The sequence below is a fragment of the Mesorhizobium sp. B1-1-5 genome (assembly GCF_006443065.1).
GTDB lineage: Bacteria > Pseudomonadota > Alphaproteobacteria > Rhizobiales > Rhizobiaceae > Mesorhizobium.
Genome location: NZ_VFWS01000045.1, coordinates 1 through 15,999 on the forward strand (window position 1 = coordinate 1; position 15,999 = coordinate 15,999).

The following is a 15,999-nucleotide window of genomic DNA, read 5'->3' on the forward strand; positions in this document are numbered from 1 at the left end:
TGCCTATCGCGATCGTCATTCTATGGCGGAGCAAGGGGCGGAGCGACGCGCGAAGACCATAGAATCCATTCCGTGACGTCGAGGCGTTGCCACGGCGCAGAATTCTGCTTCGCGGCGTTCCTCGGCCAAGGTCACGGAATGGATCCTCGGGTCTGCGCTCCGCTTCGCGTCGCTCCGCCCGTGGATGACGACGTCACGGAGGCTTCGGCCAATCGCCAAGGTGTGGCTGATTCCGCGCATGCAATCTGCGTGACCACTATCCAACCGGTCAAGATTTCCGCGCTCGGGAACCGGTTCTGGTCAGAAATCGGTGGCGAGCCCCTTTACCTCCCAGTCGCCGTAGCGGCCGGGCTCCTTGCCGCCGCGACCGCCGATTTCCTTCGGCAACTGCGCTTCCGCCGCTCGATACTTTTGACGACGGGCCTCAGCCTCTGCTAACGCCCGCTGCGCTCCGGGCGTCAGCGTCTTTTGCTGCGCGTCGGTCGCCGCAATCGGTCCGGTTTTGCGTGGTTCTTCGGTCATGTGATACTCCCGCCGATTGAAACGACGACCGGCGTCTCCCATCATATAGCCATGACGACAGAAGGATCGACCCCTATTCGCCACCTCCTCCGCCACCAGACCAGACGGATGAAACGATGAACACGCTTCGCACCGCCATGCTTCTTGCCGCGATGACGGCGCTGTTCATGGGCGTCGGATATCTGATCGGCGGCTCGGGCGGCATGGTCATCGCTCTCTTGTTCGCATCTGGCATGAACCTGTTTAGCTACTGGAATGCCGACAAGATGGTGCTGTCGATGAACGGCGCCTTCGAGGTCGATGAGAAGAGCGACCCCAGATACTATAGGATTGTGCAGGGCCTCGTCCGGCGCGCCGGCCTGCCGATGCCGAGAGTATACAAGATCGATACTCCGCAGCCCAACGCCTTCGCCACCGGCCGCAATCCCGGGAATGCCGCCGTGGCGGCTTCGACCGGTCTCCTGCAGCAGCTTTCCGACGAAGAGGTCGCGGCGGTGATGGCGCATGAGCTTGCCCATGTGCAGCATCGCGACACGCTGACCATGACGATCGTGGCGACGCTCGCCGGCGCCATCTCGATGCTCGGCAATTTTGCCTTCTTCTTCGGCGGCAGCCGCGAGAACAACAATCCACTCGGCTTTGTCGGCGTGCTTGTGGCGATGATCGTTGCGCCACTCGCCGCGATGATCGTGCAGATGGCGGTGAGCCGCACCCGCGAATACGAAGCCGACCGACGCGGCGCCGAGATCTGCGGCAACCCGTTGTGGCTGGCTTCGGCCCTCGCCAAGATCGCACGCGGCGCCGAACAGATCCCCAATGAGGATGCCGAGCGCAATCCGGCGATGGCGCATCTTTTCATCATCAATCCTCTGCATGGCGAGCGCATGGACAATCTGTTCTCGACCCACCCGAACACCGAGAACCGCATCGCCGCGCTGCAGGAGATGGCGCGCGCGATGGGCGGCGCATCGCCGGCCGGCCGGCGCCAGGCTTCTCCGCCACCCATCCAGCCCGAGGAGCCGTCGGCGGGGCCATGGGGCAAGCCGGCGGACCCGCCGCCAGCGGAGGCTGAGCCGCCGCCACCAAAGCCCAATCCCTGGGGCCGTAACCCGACCGGGCCGCGCAATGTCCGGTCGAAGGGTCCCTGGTCGTGACGCCGCCGAGGCGCGGACATTCAGGCAATCCGCAACACAAGGCTGGTGACGAGAACGTCGCCGGCCTTGCCGCCCGCAAGGCGGCGGCGCGGCTGCTTGCCGCCGTTATCGATGCCCGCACGGCGCTGGACGGGTTGACCGACAACGAGCACGGCCATCCGCAATACAAGGCGCTGGACGGCCGCGACCGGGCGCTGGTGCGCGCCATCCTGGTCACGGCGCTGCGCCACCGCATGACCATTGCCGGGCTGCTGTCCAAGCGCCTGGAAAAGCCGCTGCCGGCCAACGCCACGGCGCTCTCGCATATCCTCAATGTCGCCGCCGCGCAGATCCTGTTTCTGGATGTTCCCGACAGCGCCGCCGTCGACCTTGCCGTCACCCACGCCAAGTCCGATCCGCGAACGCTGCGTTTCTCCGGCCTCGTCAACGGCGTGCTGCGTTCGCTGGCCCGCGCCAAGGAGACCGAGCTTGCCCCGGCGCTTGCCGCCACCAGCGAGGCGCCGCAATGGTTTTCGGAGCGGCTGACCGCCGCCTACGGAGCCGACAAGGCGCGCGCCGTCCTCGCCGCCCATCGCCACGAGGCGCCCGTCGACTTCACCGTCAAGGCCGATCCGGCGCTCTGGGCCGAGCGTCTGGGCGGCATCGTGCTGCCGACCGGCACCGTGCGTGTCGAAAAGCTTGCCGCCAATGTCATCGACCTCCCCGGTTTCACCGACGGCGCCTGGTGGGTGCAGGACGCGGCCGCAAGCCTGCCGGCACGCCTGTTCGGCGACATCAGAGGCCAGCGCGTCGCCGACCTTTGCGCCGCGCCCGGCGGCAAGACGGCGCAGCTTATCCTGGCCGGCGCCGAGGTGACCGCGATCGACACCTCGAAGAACCGGCTGGCGCGACTCGGTCAGAATCTCGAGCGCCTTGGCCTGACCGCCGAGCTCGTCCAGACCGATCTCCTGGATTACCGGCCGGCGCAATTGTTCGACGCCGTGCTGCTCGATGCGCCCTGCTCCTCGACCGGCACGGTGCGCCGCCACCCCGACGTGCCATGGACCAAGACCATGGCCGATGTCGAAAAGCTCGCCGAGCTCCAGCGTCGGCTGCTTGCCCATGCCGTTACCCTCGTCAGGCCCGGCGGCCGGATCGTCTTTTCCAATTGCTCGCTCGACCCGATTGAAGGCGAGGAGCTTTATCGGGATTTCCTCGCCGGGAGCCCCGGCGTCGTCGCCGATCCGATCCGGCCGGACGAGTTCGCCGGCATCGGTCCATTCCTGACGCCGGAGGGGACGTTGCGCACCACGCCGGCGGATATGGACCTGGGCTCAGCTGGCATTTCCGGCCTGGACGGCTTCTTCGCCGCGCGGATGCGGCGGGTTGTATAGGGTTTTCCTGGCACCCGGGGCAGAAGGTTTGCTGTGTTCGCGTGAGCCGATCGCACGCTTTCGCGATTAGCCGAGGCTTTCGAACCTCGTCATTCTATGGCGGAGCAAGGAGCGAAGCGACGCGGCGCAGACCATAGAATCCATTCCGTGACGTTGAAGCGTTGCGACGGTGCAGAATTCTGCTCCGCTGCGCTCTTCGGCGAAGGTCACGGAATGGATCCTCGGGTCTCCGCTCCGCTTCGCGTCGCTCCGCCCGTGGATGACGAAGTTCGGAAGGCTTCGGCCAATCGCGAGGCTCAGCATCGAAACGAGAGGGAGATCTGACGTGCCGATCGCTCCAGGAAACCCTCGCTCACACCCCGGCCTCACCTGAATACCAGCCCGCCCCTAAAGCATGTCGTCGAGGCTCCAGTGATTCCCCCAGCGGACGTCGATTTCGTCGTCGACATTCTGGTAGCGGATGTCCGTCGACAGGCGGATCAGGCCATCCACGCTCCGGTTGGTCGTGGAGGCATGGATCATGTAGGGCGAGTGCAGCACGACGTCGCCCGCTTCGTAGTCCGCCATGAGCCAACGCGTATCGAACCGTTCTGCCATCGCCGGCAGGTCCTTCGACACCCAGCCGCCTTCGCTCATGTTGCGGTTGTAGGCGCTGATGCGCTCCTCCGGGCCGAGCCCGGCATTGTCGCTGCTGAAGCGGGCCTCCATCGTAGCGCCGACGGCGTGCGATCCCTCCAGGTAGACAAGCCCGCCCATGTCGATGGAGGTATCGCCAATCGGAATCCAGACGGTCACCACGCGGTTTGTGCCGCCGCGCAGATAGACGAGGTCGTAATGCGCCGGCGTGGCGGTGGCCGTTCCAGGCATGGTGAAGCGCATGATCTTTCGCTTGTGCAGGTAGGACAGGCCTCCGACAAACGCATCCATCAGCCGCGATAGCCGAGGCTGCGCGCAAAAGCCTTCATAGGCGCTCGAACGGACCAACGACATCAGCCGGCGATCGGCGAGCTGGCGATCGAACGCGCCGGTCGACGCCATGCCCAGCGAAGCATCGGTCTCCGGCTTCAGCAACCCGCTTGCGGCCAGATGCGAAAGCGCGAAGCCGCGAAAATCGATCACGTCGCGGCGCCGTAAAAGCCCCTTCAGCCAGACATAGCCTTGCGTCGCATAGAGACGGCGAATGGCCTCGACGCCGACCGCCGGATCGGTCGGTGAGAGATATCCCAGCCTGTCCGGCGCCGTGGACAGCGCCTTGCCGTTGGCCGTCAAGGCGACCGCGGAAAGATCAGCCGTGGAAGCTTTCCCGAAGCAAGATATCGACATTTCAATCATCCGGAGTTCTTCAATTGGCGCGGACAATGGCTTAGTCTCACGGCACCTCCCATGGACAGAAATTCCAACTGGACTTTTCGCTCATGCCGGATTCGTCCTATGCGCTATATCGATCGCCGCCGGCCGCGATGGGCGGGCTGTCGGTGCGGGGAATCGGCCGGCATCGTGTCAGCCGGGCTATCATCCGGCGAAAGCTGCCGGACTTCGCGGTCGTTCTCGTTCAAGAAGGCCGGGGCTGGCTGGAAACCAAGACCGCGGGCAGGCACGCGATCGTGGCGCCCAGCCTGTTCTGGTTGTTCCCGGACACGGCCCATTCCTATGGACCCGACGGCCCGGGCTGGAGCGAGCGCTGGGCGCTTTTCGGCGGCGCGCTCACGCGAGACTTCACGCGCATGCGGCTCATCGTCGAGCCGGCCCCGGTCGTTCCCTTGTCCGACCTCGGCGGCATGTGCCTTCTGTTCGACCGGCTCCATGCCGAACTTTCCCGAGACACGCCGCTAAGCCAGGCGGAGGCCGCCGCCACCCTCTATCGTCTGGTCGTGCAGGTTGCCCGGCAGGGACTAGACCGAAGCAGCGGCGACCTCTATCCGGATTTCCGCGAGGTCGTCGACGACTTGCGCGACCACGCCGCCGAGCCGATCGATTTCAGCGCCTTTGCCTCAAAGTTCGGCATGTCGCCGGCGACGTTGCGGCGCAGGTTCGCGCTGCACACCGGCCTGTCGCCAAAATCGTTCCAGTTGCGCATCCGCCTCGACCTCGCCAAGCAGCTGTTGGCGGCGACCGATTCGCCCGTCGAGGCGGTGGCGCAGGCTGTGGGCTTTGCCGACGCCTTCTACTTTTCCCGGCTTTTCCGCAGCCGGGAGGATTGTTCGCCGAGCGAGTTCCGCCGCCGCCACAGGAGGGCATAAGCCGCCGCGCCGCCGCCGGCATGTCCCGGAAAGCCCGGACTTTTTTAGGGAAGACCCGGCCGCGGCCGCGTGAATTGCTTCACTTCGGCGAAATCCGCCTTCGCATAAGTTCTTGAATCGCATAAGCTTGTGCTCGGGTTATGGGGACATCAGGAGGGCTATTGGCACTTGTTGCCGGCAGCACGACGCGTCTTTGGACGCTTGTCGCGAGGGAGTTCTGGCGCAAGACGCGCCGGCGCCTCCGCGCCGGGCCGGTCTATCGCTGGCGCTATTCCGGCCGCACGCCCGAACGCGTCCTGATCGCGCCGCCGGATCTGCGGCTCGCCGATCCGCAGATCGCGCTGGAGATCTATTACGGTCGCTATCCGCTGTCCGGCCACCTAGTCGAGACCGGTGGCAAGTCGCCCTTTCAGCTCGACGTGCCCAATCGTGGCTGGCAGAAATCGTTGCATGGCTTCCGCTGGCTGCGCCACATGCGCGCCACCGGTACCGAGCTCGCCGCCGCCAACGCGAGAGCCCTGGTGACCGACTGGATCGCCATGCATGGCAACCAGATCTCCGGCATCGCCTGGGAGCCGGGAACAACGGCCAAGCGGGTGATCGCCTGGCTGCAGCATTCCTCGGTGGTGCTGCAAGGCGCCGAATTCCCGTTCTATCGCGCCTTCCTGAAATCGCTCGCCGTGCAGATCCGCTATCTCCGCTCGATGGTGCGCGAGATGCCCGATGGCGAGGCCAGGCTGCGCGCCCGCATCGCGCTCGCCTTCGCCGCGCTGTCCCTGCCGGCGCCGGCCTCGGCGCTGCGTGCCGCGACACGCAACCTGGCCGAGGAGCTCGAGCATCAGATCCTGCCCGATGGCGGCCATATCTCGCGCAAGCCGATGGCGGTGCTGGAGCTGCTGGCCGACCTTCTGCCGTTGCGCCAGACCTATGCCAACCAGGCCGAGGCGCCGCCGTCGGCCTTGATCGGCGCCATCGACCGGATGTTGCCGGCGCTGCGTTTCTTTCGCCATCAGGACGGCAGCCTTGCCCGCTTCAACGGCATGGGCGCCACCATCCACGACCGCATCGCCACCATCATGCGCCATGACGACACGGTGGGGGCGCCGCTACTGCACGCGCCGCATTCCGGCTACGAGCGCCTGTCGATGGGCGGCGTGACGGTGATCGCCGACACCGGCCTGCCGCCGCCGCTCGACGTCTCCAACGCGGCACATGCCGGCTGCCTCGCCTTCGAGCTCTCCTCCGGGCGTCAGCACTTCATCGTCAATGCCGGCATCGACACCTATGGCGCCCCGGAATTCCGGCCGCTGGCGCGCGCCACCGCCGCGCATTCGACCGCCACGCTCAACGACACCTCGTCGGCGCGCTTCAGCCACTCGCTGCGCGTCAGCGACCTGTTGGGATCGCCACTGATCGGCGGCCCGCAGCACGTGCCCTGCAAGCGCCTCGACCAGAAGGGCGTGCACGGCTTCGTCGCCCGCCACGACGGCTATGTCGCGCAATTCGGTTTCCTGCATGAGCGCGAGCTGAAGCTGACCGCGAACGGCAACGTGCTTGCCGGCCGCGACCGTTTCCTGCGCCCGGGCAATGCCGCGATCCGCAACAACGGCCGCGACTTCGTCACGGTACGCTTCCACGTCCACCCCGACATCAGCCTGCTGCAGGACGACCACGACCGCCTGACCCTGGCTGCCGCGCAGGGCGACACCTGGGTTTTCACCTGCGCCGAAATGGCGCCGGAGGTCGAGGAATCGATCTACTTCGCCGGATTGGGCGGCCCGCGCCGCAGCCGGCAGATCGTGCTCGCCTTCAAGGCCTCCGAGGTCGCCGAGGTCCATTGGCAGCTGACGCGTACCGATATCACGGGCTATCCCGAAAGCAATTGAGCTGCCGCTTCTCAGCCAGGAATCCCGAAGGCGTCATAGGTGGCGAGCGACGGCGGTTCAGCGAAGGCAAAACGGATCTTGTCGACCATAGCCGCGGCCTTTCCGCTCCGCTCGTAGCGTTCGGCGTCCTCGGCGGTGTCCCAGACGGTGATGGCCATGAAGGCATCCCGCGCCTGGTGCTGCTGCAGCAACAAGGCGCTGATGTTGCCTCGGGCGGCGCGGATGACAGAGATCGCGTCGGCCTCATAGATAGCGCGCAGTTCCTCAATCTTTTCCGCCAACGCCCTGAATTGGCCTACACGCACGAATGTCATGATTGTTTCCTCCGATGATGAGCGAGCCTAATCCCGTAAACGACGCAGCGCCCTTGGACAAACGTCACCCTTTCGGGAAGCCGGCGCGCAACTGCCAAGGACGCGGCGCTTGATTTCCGGGGCTCATATGCTAGGGCCGGCCAACGCCCCCAACAGCTGTGAAAGGCCCCCGCATGGCCGTGCCCACAAAAAACATTCCGGCGCCCGACCTCGTTCCGGTGCGCCGCGCGCTGCTTTCCGTCTTCGACAAGACCGGCCTGGTCGATTTCGCTAAGGCGCTCGCCGCCGCCGGCGTCGAGCTGGTTTCGACCGGCGGCACGGCAAAGGCCCTCGCCGGGGCGGGCCTGGCGGTCCGCGACGTCTCCGAGCTCACCGGCTTTCCCGAGATCATGGATGGGCGGGTGAAGACCTTGCATCCGTCGGTGCATGGCGCGCTGCTCGGCATCCGCGACAACGCTGAGCATGCCAAGGCGATGCACGACCATAGCATCGAGCCGATCGACCTCGTCGTCTGCAATCTCTATCCATTCGAGGACGTCCGCCGCTCCGGCGCCGGTTATGCCTCGATCGTCGAGAACATCGACATCGGCGGGCCGGCGATGATCCGCGCCTCGGCCAAGAACCACGCTTACGTCGCCATCGTCACCGATCCGGCCGACTATGCCTCCGTCGTCAACGCGCTGGAGATGAATCTGGGCTCGCTGTCGCTTGATTTCCGCAAGATGCTGGCGGCCAAGGCCTTTGCCCGCACCGCCAGCTATGATGCCGCGATCTCCGGCTGGTTCGCCGAGGCGCTGGAGGTCGAGCATCCGACATGGCGCGCATTCGGCGGCCGGCTCGACCAGGTGATGCGCTATGGCGAGAACCCGCATCAGGGCGCAGGCTTCTACCTGTCGGGCGACAGGCGGCCGGGCGTGGCAACGGCAAAACAGTTGCAGGGCAAGCAGCTCTCCTACAACAACATCAATGACACCGACGCCGCTTTCGAGTTGGTCGGCGAGTTCGATCCGGCGCGCTCGGCGGCGGTCGCCATCATCAAACACGCCAATCCCTGCGGCGTTGCCGAAGGCTCATCGCTGAAGGCGGCCTACGGCAAGGCGTTGGCCTGCGATCCGGTCTCGGCCTTCGGCGGCATCGTCGCCATGAACCGCATCCTCGACGCCGAGGCGGCGGAAGAGATCGTCAAGACCTTTACCGAGGTGATCATCGCGCCCGATGCCACCGACGAAGCCGCCGCGATCGTCGCGGCGAAGAAGAATTTGCGCCTGCTGGTCACCGGCGGCCTACCCGATCCCCGCGCCGCGGGCACGACGGTGAAATCCGTGGCCGGCGGGCTGCTTGTGCAAAGCCGCGACAATGCCGTGGTCGACGACCTCGAATTGAAAGTGGTGACGAAGAGGGCGCCGACGCCGGCGGAGATGGCCGACCTCAAATTCGCCTTCCGCGTCGCCAAGCACGTCAAGTCCAACGCCATCGTTTATGCCAGGGACGGCGCGACCGTCGGCATCGGCGCCGGCCAGATGAGCCGCGTCGATTCCTCGCGCATCGCCGCCCGCAAGGCGCTCGACGCTGCCGAAGCGGCCGGCCTCGCCGAACCGCTGACCAAAGGCTCGGTCGTCGCCTCGGACGCCTTCTTCCCCTTCGCCGACGGCCTCTTGTCGGCGATCGAGGCCGGCGCCACCGCGGTCATCCAGCCCGGCGGCTCAATGCGCGACGAGGACGTCATCGCCGCCGCCGACGCGCACGGCATCGCCATGGTGTTCACCGGCATAAGGCATTTTAGGCATTAGCGCCTCTTCCTTCTCCCCTTGTGGGAGAAGGTGGATCGGCGCGTAGCGCCGAGACGGATGAGGGGTGTTCCAGCGGATTGAGACGTCGGCGTTCCCTGGAACACCCCTCATCCGTCGCCTTCGGCGACACCTTGCTCCCACAAGGGGAGAAGGAAAAGTCGCGCTACGCCTTCGGCTTGTCCGCCGGATATGGCGTCTCCGCCAGGATCGCCATGCCGATGCCGAGGAACAGGATGATGGCCGCCATGCCGAGCCGCGGCGAATCGCTGATGGTGGTGATGGTCGCCACCATGAATGGCGCCAGGAAGCTGGTTGCGCGTCCCGCCAGCGCATAGATGCCGAAATAGCGGCCGGACTCGGCGGCGGTCACGCTGCGCGCCATGTAGGATCGCGATGACGCCTGCACCGGACCGAAGGCCAGCCCGATCAGCAGGCCGTAGAGGATATAGGCTTTTTCGGCCGCGGTGCCGAACAGGCCGCCGGAATCGACGGTGGAGAGCGGAATCAGGCCGAGCAGCGTGAAGCCCGGCCCGGTCGAGACGACGCCGATCGTGGCGACCGACAGCATCACCAGCGCGATCATCACCACGTGCTTCGAACCGAGCGCGGTATCGAGCCGCGCCGCGATCCAGCAGCCGAAGATGGCGACAATATTGAGGATGATGCCGAACAGGCCGATCTCGGTGATCGACCAGTGAAACATGCCGGCTGCGAACGTGCCGCCGAGCGCCAGCAGCGCATTGACGCCGTCCTGATAGATCATGCGGGCCAAGAGGAAGCGCAGGATGCCGCTGCGCTGGCGCACTTCCACCAGGGTGGACTTCAGCTCGGACAGCCCCTCGCGCACTGCCGGCCCGATCGGGATCCCCTTGGTGGCGTCCGGCGTGAAGAAGAACATCGGGAGGATGAACAGCAAATACCAGCCGGCCGACATCGGCCCGGTGAAGCGCGCATCCTCGCCGAGTTTCGGATCGAGTCCGAACAATGGATCAAGGCCGATGAGCGTCTTGCCGGTCTCGAGATTGCCCGCCAGGAACAGCACCACGAAGATCAGCGCGATCATGCCGCCGAGATAGCCAAGGCCCCAGGCCATGTTGGATACCCGGCCGATCTCTTCCTTCGGCACCAGCCGCGGCATCATGGAATCGTTGAACACGGTGGAGAATTCGGCCGCCACCGAAGCCAGCGAGAACAACAGCACGACCAGGAAAAGGTTCGAGCCCGGCGCTGCGAACCACAAAAGCGTGAGGCTGACGATCTTGATGGCCGCGAAGAAGGCGATCCATGGCTTGCGCGGCCCTGTCTGGTCGGCGATCGAGCCGAGCACCGGCGACAGCACCGCGATGACCAGGCCCGCGGCGGCAATGCCGTAACCCCACGCGGCCTGCCCGGCGGTCGGATCGCTCGCCATGCGCGAGACGAAATAGGGCCCGAAGATGAAGGTGGTGACGACGGTGAAGAAAGGCTGCGCCGCCCAGTCGAAAAACATCCACCCCCAGATGCCGCGCCCCGATGCCCGCTGCACTGTCTCTACTGCCACCATGCTGATTCCCCTGGCATCGCTCGCGTCGGGCGCCATGTCTGCATGTTTTCGGGCAGCGATGCAAATGGACAAGCATGGCGACAATTCCTCGCCCCGCGAAGTGGGCTACGCTATGCACACATCGTCTGTGACTGGTGTGACTGATCAGGCCGAGGCTTGATTGCCACGTGGTTCCCCCAATCCGTCGCTGCTTCGCAGCGCCACCTTTCCCCCCCTCCGGAGGGAAAGGAAGGGAGCGTTGCCGCACAAGCGTTGACGGCAAAAGCTTGGCGCCCTTCCTCTACCCCGTCGATCGGGGGAGAGGTGGCTCGGCGAAGCCGAGACGGAGTGGGGGTCGACCAGCGCTACATAAGACAATGCATGCGAGGAACCCAAGCAAACTCTCACATCCCCGTCAGGTCACTCATCAGGCCCGATGCCACCGACAGCCGCGACACGGTGATGTCGCCGCCTTCGGTCAGCGCCTGCAGCCGCTCGCGGATGCGCGCGACGCGTTCGCCGCCGGCTTCCAGCCAGGCCGCGACCGGATCCGCCGCCGTGCCGTGCGCGGTGAGCGCCGCCACCGCAATGCCGCGCCGCGCCACGCCGATCGTGTCGGCCGAGCGCGACAGCGCCAACTGGTCGTAATAGTCGGGCGGCATGATCGAGCGCGCGGCTTCCTCGACGCGCGGGATGCGGAAGGCATCGCTGACGGCGAAGAACGCCTTGGCCGCGCTGACGATGTCGGCATTGGCCGTGCGCGCGGTGAGCGCGACGTCGGGGATCAGCTCGGCCACTTCGGCCAGAGCGAGCTGCCCAGCGAGCTTCTCCGGCGCGCCGCTCTTGGACAGGCCCTGCCGCCGCTCCTCGACGCGCTCGCGCGAGAAGGCCGGCAGCAGCGAGAGAAGATTCGGCTCGAGCGCCTTGCGCGCCTCCTGCAATTCGGCGATGCGCTGGCCAAGCGGCGCGGAGCCGGCTTCGTGCTTCAGGTACCAGCCGCTGGTCACAAAGATAAGCCGGCTGATCGCTTGATAGAGATCGAGCTGGACCTGCCCGTCGATCTGGTTGTCGAGCGCGTCGATCTCGTGATAGAGCGCCGGCAGCGCGAAGCCGTCGCGGACCACGGCGAAGATGCGCACCACATCGGCCGCCGTGCGGCCCGTGGCTTCCTGCAGCCGGTTGACGAAGGACGGTCCGCCGCGATTGACCAGGTCGTTCGCGACGACTCGCGCGATGATCTCGCGCCGCAGCCGGTGATCGCGGATCTCGCCGGCGAATTTCCTTGCCATGCGCTCCGGGAAATAGCCCATCAGGTCGCGGTCGAAATGTTGATCGTCGGGCACGTCGCTGGCGACGATATCGGAGAACAGCACGATCTTGGCATAGGCGAGCAGCACGCCGAGCTCGGCCCGGGTGAGCGGCTCGCCGCGCGCCTCGCGTTCGGCAAGCGCCGCCGGCGAAGGCAGCGTCTCGACCGCCCGGTCGAGCAGGCCGCGCGCTTCCAGCGCTGACATGAAGCGCGCCTGGTGCGCGATGTCGGCGAGCCCCCGCTTGCGCGCCAGCGAAAGCGCCAGCGTCTGCTGATAGTTGTTGGCGAGCACCAGCGCGCCCACCTCGTCGGTCATCTCGGCAAGCAGCTTGTTGCGCGCCGGCCGCGCCAGCGAGCCTTTGCGCATCGCCGACGCCAGCGCGATCTTGATGTTGACCTCGACGTCGGAGCAGTTGACGCCGCCCGAATTGTCGATGGCGTCCGAGTTGCAGCGGCCGCCATTCATGCCGAACTCGATGCGCGCTCGTTGCGTGACGCCGAGATTGGCGCCCTCGCCGATGACTTTCGCCCGGACATCGAGCGCGGTGACGCGGACGGCGTCGTTGGCGCGGTCGCCGACATCGGCGTTGCTTTCGCCCGAAGCCCGCACATAGGTACCGATGCCGCCGAACCACAAAAGATCGACCGGCGCCTTGAGGATGGCGTTCATGATCTCGACCGGCGTCGCGGTGGTTTTGGCGAGGCCGATAGCGGCGGCCGCCGCTTGCGGCAGCGTGATCGATTTCTGGTTGCGCGAGACGATGACGCCGCCTTCCGACAGTTTCGACTTGTCGTAGTCCTGCCAGGACGAGCGCGGCAGCGCGAACATGCGCTGCCGCTCGGCCATCGAGGCGGTCATGTCCGGATTGGGGTCTATGAAGATGTCGCGATGGTCGAAGGCTGCGATCAGCCTGGTGGCCGGCGAGAGCAGCATGCCGTTGCCGAACACGTCGCCCGACATGTCACCGACGCCAACCACGGTGAAGGGCGAGGTCTGGATGTCGCGGTTCATCTCGCGGAAATGCCGCTTCACCGCTTCCCAGGCGCCCTTGGCGGTGATGCCCATCTTCTTGTGGTCGTAGCCGGCCGAGCCGCCGCTGGCGAAGGCGTCGTCCAGCCAGAAATGGTGTTTTTCGGAAATGGCATTCGCGGTGTCTGAGAAGGTCGCCGTGCCCTTGTCGGCGGCGACGACGAAATAGGGATCGTCCTGGTCGCGCCGCACCACGCCGGCCGGCGGGATGACGCCGTCGACGCCGATATTGTCGGTGATCGAAAGCAGGCTGGAGACGAAGTTCTTGTAGGCCGAGGTGCCTGCTTCGAAGATGGCATCGCGCCCGGCGCTCATCGGCAGCTTTTTCGGATAGAAGCCGCCCTTGGCGCCGACCGGCACGATGACGGCGTTCTTGACCTGCTGCGCCTTGACCAGCCCCAGCACCTCGGTGCGGTAGTCCTGGGCGCGGTCCGACCAGCGCAGGCCGCCGCGCGCCACCGGGCCGAAGCGTAGATGCACGCCCTCCACCTCGGATCCGTAGACGAAGATCTCGCGCCATGGTCGCGGCGCCGGCAGCCCCTCGACCGCCTGCGAATCGAGCTTGATCGCCAGCGACTGCCCTTTCTGTTTCGTATCGGCCACGAAATGATTGGTGCGCAGCGAGGCTTCGATGAGGTTGAGATAGCGGCGGATGATGGTGTCGTCGTCGATATTGGGCACCTCCTCCAGCGCGTCCTTGATCTTGGCCTTGAGGTGCTTGGCCGCGACCGCGCCGTCGCCTTCCGCCGCCGGACCGAGCCGGGCGACGAACAGCGCGTGCAGGCCGCGCGCGATCTCGGGATAGCGATTGAGCGCGGCGGCGATGAAATCCTGGCTCTGTGGAATGCCGGCCTGCTGCAGATAGCGGCCATAGGCGCGCAGGATGGCGATCTCGCCCGACCACAGGCCGGCGGTCTGGGCCAGGCCGTTATAGCTGTCATTGTCGACATCGCCGCGCCAGACCGACAGGAAGGCGTCTTCGAACAACGCCCCGCCGTCGGAGATGTCTATTCGCGCGCCGTAGCTGTTCTCCAGCTCCATGTCGTGGATGAAGACTTTGCCGGAGCCGGTGTCGGCGACCTCGAAGGTGCGCTCGCTGATGACGCGGAAGCCGATATTTTCGAGCACCGGCACGCGCCGCGACAGCGCGACAGGGCTGCCGAAATGGTAGATCTTCAAAGCCGCCTGGTGCGGCTTCTGGTCGGCATGGCGGTAATAGTCGATGGCGATCGGATTGTCGGCCCCGATCTTCGCGATGCGGCCGGCATCGGCCAGCGCCACGGCGGCCGAGAAGCTGTCGCGATAGCTTTCGGGGAAACGCGCCGCGATCGCCTTTAAGCCCGGATCGCTGCCGGCAGCTTCCGCGGCTTCGGCGAGCGCGTCCTCCCAAGTGCGCACGATGTCGCGGATCGCCGCCTCGATCGTCGACTGCTCGACCTTCGGCGTCTTGCCGCCGGAACGGCCGATGATGAAATGCACGCGCGCCAGCCCGCCTTCCGGGAAGGCTGGATAATAGGCCGACAGACGGCCCTCGAACTCCGTCTTGAGATAGGTGCCGACCTTCTCGCGCACGACGCTGTCGTAGCGGTCGCGCGGCACGAAGACGATGATCGACACGAAGCGATCGAACTGGTCGACGCGCACCAGCGCCCGCACGCGCGGCCGCTCGATCAGTCCGAGTATGGCGCTGGCGTGCTTGCGCAGGATGGGAATGGGAACCTGGAACAGCTCGTCGCGCGGATAGCTTTCCAGGATGTTGATCAGCGCTTTGCCGGAATGGTCGTGCGGATCGAAACCGGATTTCGAGATCACGGTCTCGGCCTTTGAGCGCAGATAGGGGATCTTCATCACCGAGCGCGTGTAGGCGGTCGAGGTGAACAGGCCGACGATGCGCAGCTCGCCCGCGAGCGCCCCTTTCGACGTGTAGGTCTTGATGCCGATGTAATCGAGATAGATGCGGCGATGCACCGACGACTTGGCGTTGGCCTTGGTGACGATCAGCGGCTCCGGCCCGTGCAGGAAGGCGCGGATTTCCGGCGTCGTCGTCACCGCTTCGGTGCCGCGCCTCAACACCAGCACATCCGGATCCGACAGGATGCCCAGGCCGGGTTTGTCGGCGCGCTCCAGCGAGCCGCTTTCCTCGCCGCCGGTATATTTGAACTCGCGCATGCCGAGGAAGGTGAAATTGTCGTCGCGCAGCCATTCGAGGAAGGCGATCGCCTCGGCGACGCTCTTCTTGTCGAGCGGCACCGCCGAATAGCGGAATTCGGAAATCGCCTGGTCGAGGCGGGCGAGCATCCGCTTCCAGTCGACGACGGCCGCCCGGACCTGCGAAAGCACCTTGTGCAGCCGCCCGGTGAGGCTCTTGGCCTGCTCGGCGGTCAGCCGCGGGATATGCACATGGACGACGCTCAGCCGGTCGTCATCCTCCTTACCGCCGTCGCCAAGCACCTCGACCACGCCGGTCTTGCCGTGGCGGACGGTGACGATCGGATGGGTGACCAAGGTCGGCTCGCCGCTGTTCTCGGTGATCTCGCCGAGGATGGAATCGAACAGGAACGGCATGTTGTCGTTGACGACAGTGATGACCGTGACCGGCCGGCCGTCGCAGGCAACGCCCGAATCGGCTTCGACGGCAACGACGCTTTCGCCCTTCCTGTGGCTGGCGACCGCTTGGGCAGCGAGTTCCCCGGCGCGCTCGAGGTCGGCCACGTCATAGGCCGCGATGTCCTCGGCGGGCGCCCGCGCCAGCAGATAGTCGGCAAGCCTTGCGGGTTTCTCCTCCGCTTTCGCGGCGGCTTTCTTCCTCGGCTTGGATTTCACGCTGGCCATGACGCTTAGTCCCTCCCATTATATGCT

Annotated in this window: 10 protein-coding genes; 5 read left to right on the forward strand and 5 right to left on the reverse strand. The window is 65.8% G+C overall.

Annotated features, from left to right (window positions below; translation table 11 throughout):
* Nucleotides 1-300 precede the first annotated feature (300 nt).
* Nucleotides 301-522, reverse strand: coding sequence for a DUF1674 domain-containing protein (locus FJ980_RS15745; protein WP_140544206.1), 222 nt, complete (start codon nt 520-522; stop codon nt 301-303).
* 116 nt (nt 523-638) lie between these two features.
* On the opposite strand from FJ980_RS15745, the gene htpX reads away from it, so the two are divergent.
* Both htpX and FJ980_RS15755 read left to right on the forward strand, forming a co-directional pair.
* Nucleotides 639-1,676, forward strand: coding sequence for a zinc metalloprotease HtpX (gene htpX / locus FJ980_RS15750; protein WP_140544208.1), 1,038 nt, complete (start codon nt 639-641; stop codon nt 1,674-1,676).
* Nucleotides 1,667-3,049 (forward strand): RsmB/NOP family class I SAM-dependent RNA methyltransferase, encoded by a 1,383-nt coding sequence (locus tag FJ980_RS15755; protein ID WP_140544210.1) that lies wholly within the window; start codon nt 1,667-1,669, stop codon nt 3,047-3,049. Before htpX ends, FJ980_RS15755 begins: the two co-directional genes overlap by 10 nt.
* A gap of 387 nt (nt 3,050-3,436) precedes the next feature.
* On the opposite strand, the gene FJ980_RS15760 is transcribed toward FJ980_RS15755, so the two are convergent.
* Nucleotides 3,437-4,372, reverse strand: a complete 936-nt coding sequence (locus FJ980_RS15760; protein WP_140544212.1) for a phytanoyl-CoA dioxygenase family protein — start codon at nt 4,370-4,372, stop codon at nt 3,437-3,439.
* A gap of 92 nt (nt 4,373-4,464) precedes the next feature.
* Between FJ980_RS15760 and FJ980_RS15765 the strand changes: the two genes are divergently transcribed.
* Together FJ980_RS15765 and FJ980_RS15770 are read left to right on the forward strand one after the other, a co-directional pair.
* Nucleotides 4,465-5,289 (forward strand): AraC family transcriptional regulator, encoded by an 825-nt coding sequence (locus FJ980_RS15765; protein WP_140544214.1) that lies wholly within the window; start codon nt 4,465-4,467, stop codon nt 5,287-5,289.
* A 161-nt stretch (nt 5,290-5,450) separates the two neighbouring features.
* Nucleotides 5,451-7,175 (forward strand): heparinase II/III family protein, encoded by a 1,725-nt coding sequence (locus tag FJ980_RS15770; RefSeq protein WP_140544216.1) that lies wholly within the window; start codon nt 5,451-5,453, stop codon nt 7,173-7,175.
* An 11-nt stretch (nt 7,176-7,186) separates the two neighbouring features.
* Here the strand turns inward: FJ980_RS15770 and FJ980_RS15775 are convergent, their stop codons facing one another.
* Complete coding sequence (locus FJ980_RS15775) at nt 7,187-7,489, reverse strand: antibiotic biosynthesis monooxygenase (RefSeq protein WP_140544217.1); 303 nt, start codon at nt 7,487-7,489, stop codon at nt 7,187-7,189.
* 173 nt (nt 7,490-7,662) lie between these two features.
* Between FJ980_RS15775 and purH the strand changes: the two genes are divergently transcribed.
* A complete protein-coding gene (gene purH, locus FJ980_RS15780; RefSeq protein WP_140544219.1) occupies nt 7,663-9,279 on the forward strand; it encodes a bifunctional phosphoribosylaminoimidazolecarboxamide formyltransferase/IMP cyclohydrolase in 1,617 nt (538 codons plus the stop codon).
* 163 nt (nt 9,280-9,442) lie between these two features.
* On the opposite strand, the gene FJ980_RS15785 is transcribed toward purH, so the two are convergent.
* Together FJ980_RS15785 and FJ980_RS15790 are read right to left on the reverse strand one after the other, a co-directional pair.
* Complete coding sequence (locus FJ980_RS15785; protein WP_246676431.1) at nt 9,443-10,822, reverse strand: MFS transporter; 1,380 nt, start codon at nt 10,820-10,822, stop codon at nt 9,443-9,445.
* Nucleotides 10,823-11,205: 383 nt separating this feature from the next.
* Nucleotides 11,206-15,972 carry an NAD-glutamate dehydrogenase gene (locus FJ980_RS15790; protein WP_140544221.1) on the reverse strand — a complete coding sequence of 1,589 codons (4,767 nt, stop codon included), beginning with the start codon at nt 15,970-15,972 and terminating at the stop codon, nt 11,206-11,208.
* Nucleotides 15,973-15,999: the final 27 nt, after the last annotated feature.

What these genes read in the sequence shown, in the direction of transcription:
- FJ980_RS15745 (WP_140544206.1), bottom strand. Translation starts at nt 522, where the DNA reads ATGACCGAAGAACCACGCAAAACCGGACCGATTGCGGCGACCGACGCG.
- htpX (WP_140544208.1), top strand. Translation starts at nt 639, where the DNA reads ATGAACACGCTTCGCACCGCCATGCTTCTTGCCGCGATGACGGCGCTG.
- FJ980_RS15760 (WP_140544212.1), bottom strand. Translation starts at nt 4,372, where the DNA reads ATGTCGATATCTTGCTTCGGGAAAGCTTCCACGGCTGATCTTTCCGCG.
- FJ980_RS15765 (WP_140544214.1), top strand. Translation starts at nt 4,465, where the DNA reads ATGCCGGATTCGTCCTATGCGCTATATCGATCGCCGCCGGCCGCGATG.
- FJ980_RS15775 (WP_140544217.1), bottom strand. Translation starts at nt 7,489, where the DNA reads ATGACATTCGTGCGTGTAGGCCAATTCAGGGCGTTGGCGGAAAAGATT.
- purH (WP_140544219.1), top strand. Translation starts at nt 7,663, where the DNA reads ATGGCCGTGCCCACAAAAAACATTCCGGCGCCCGACCTCGTTCCGGTG.
- FJ980_RS15785 (WP_246676431.1), bottom strand. Translation starts at nt 10,822, where the DNA reads ATGGTGGCAGTAGAGACAGTGCAGCGGGCATCGGGGCGCGGCATCTGG.
- FJ980_RS15790 (WP_140544221.1), bottom strand. Translation starts at nt 15,972, where the DNA reads ATGGCCAGCGTGAAATCCAAGCCGAGGAAGAAAGCCGCCGCGAAAGCG.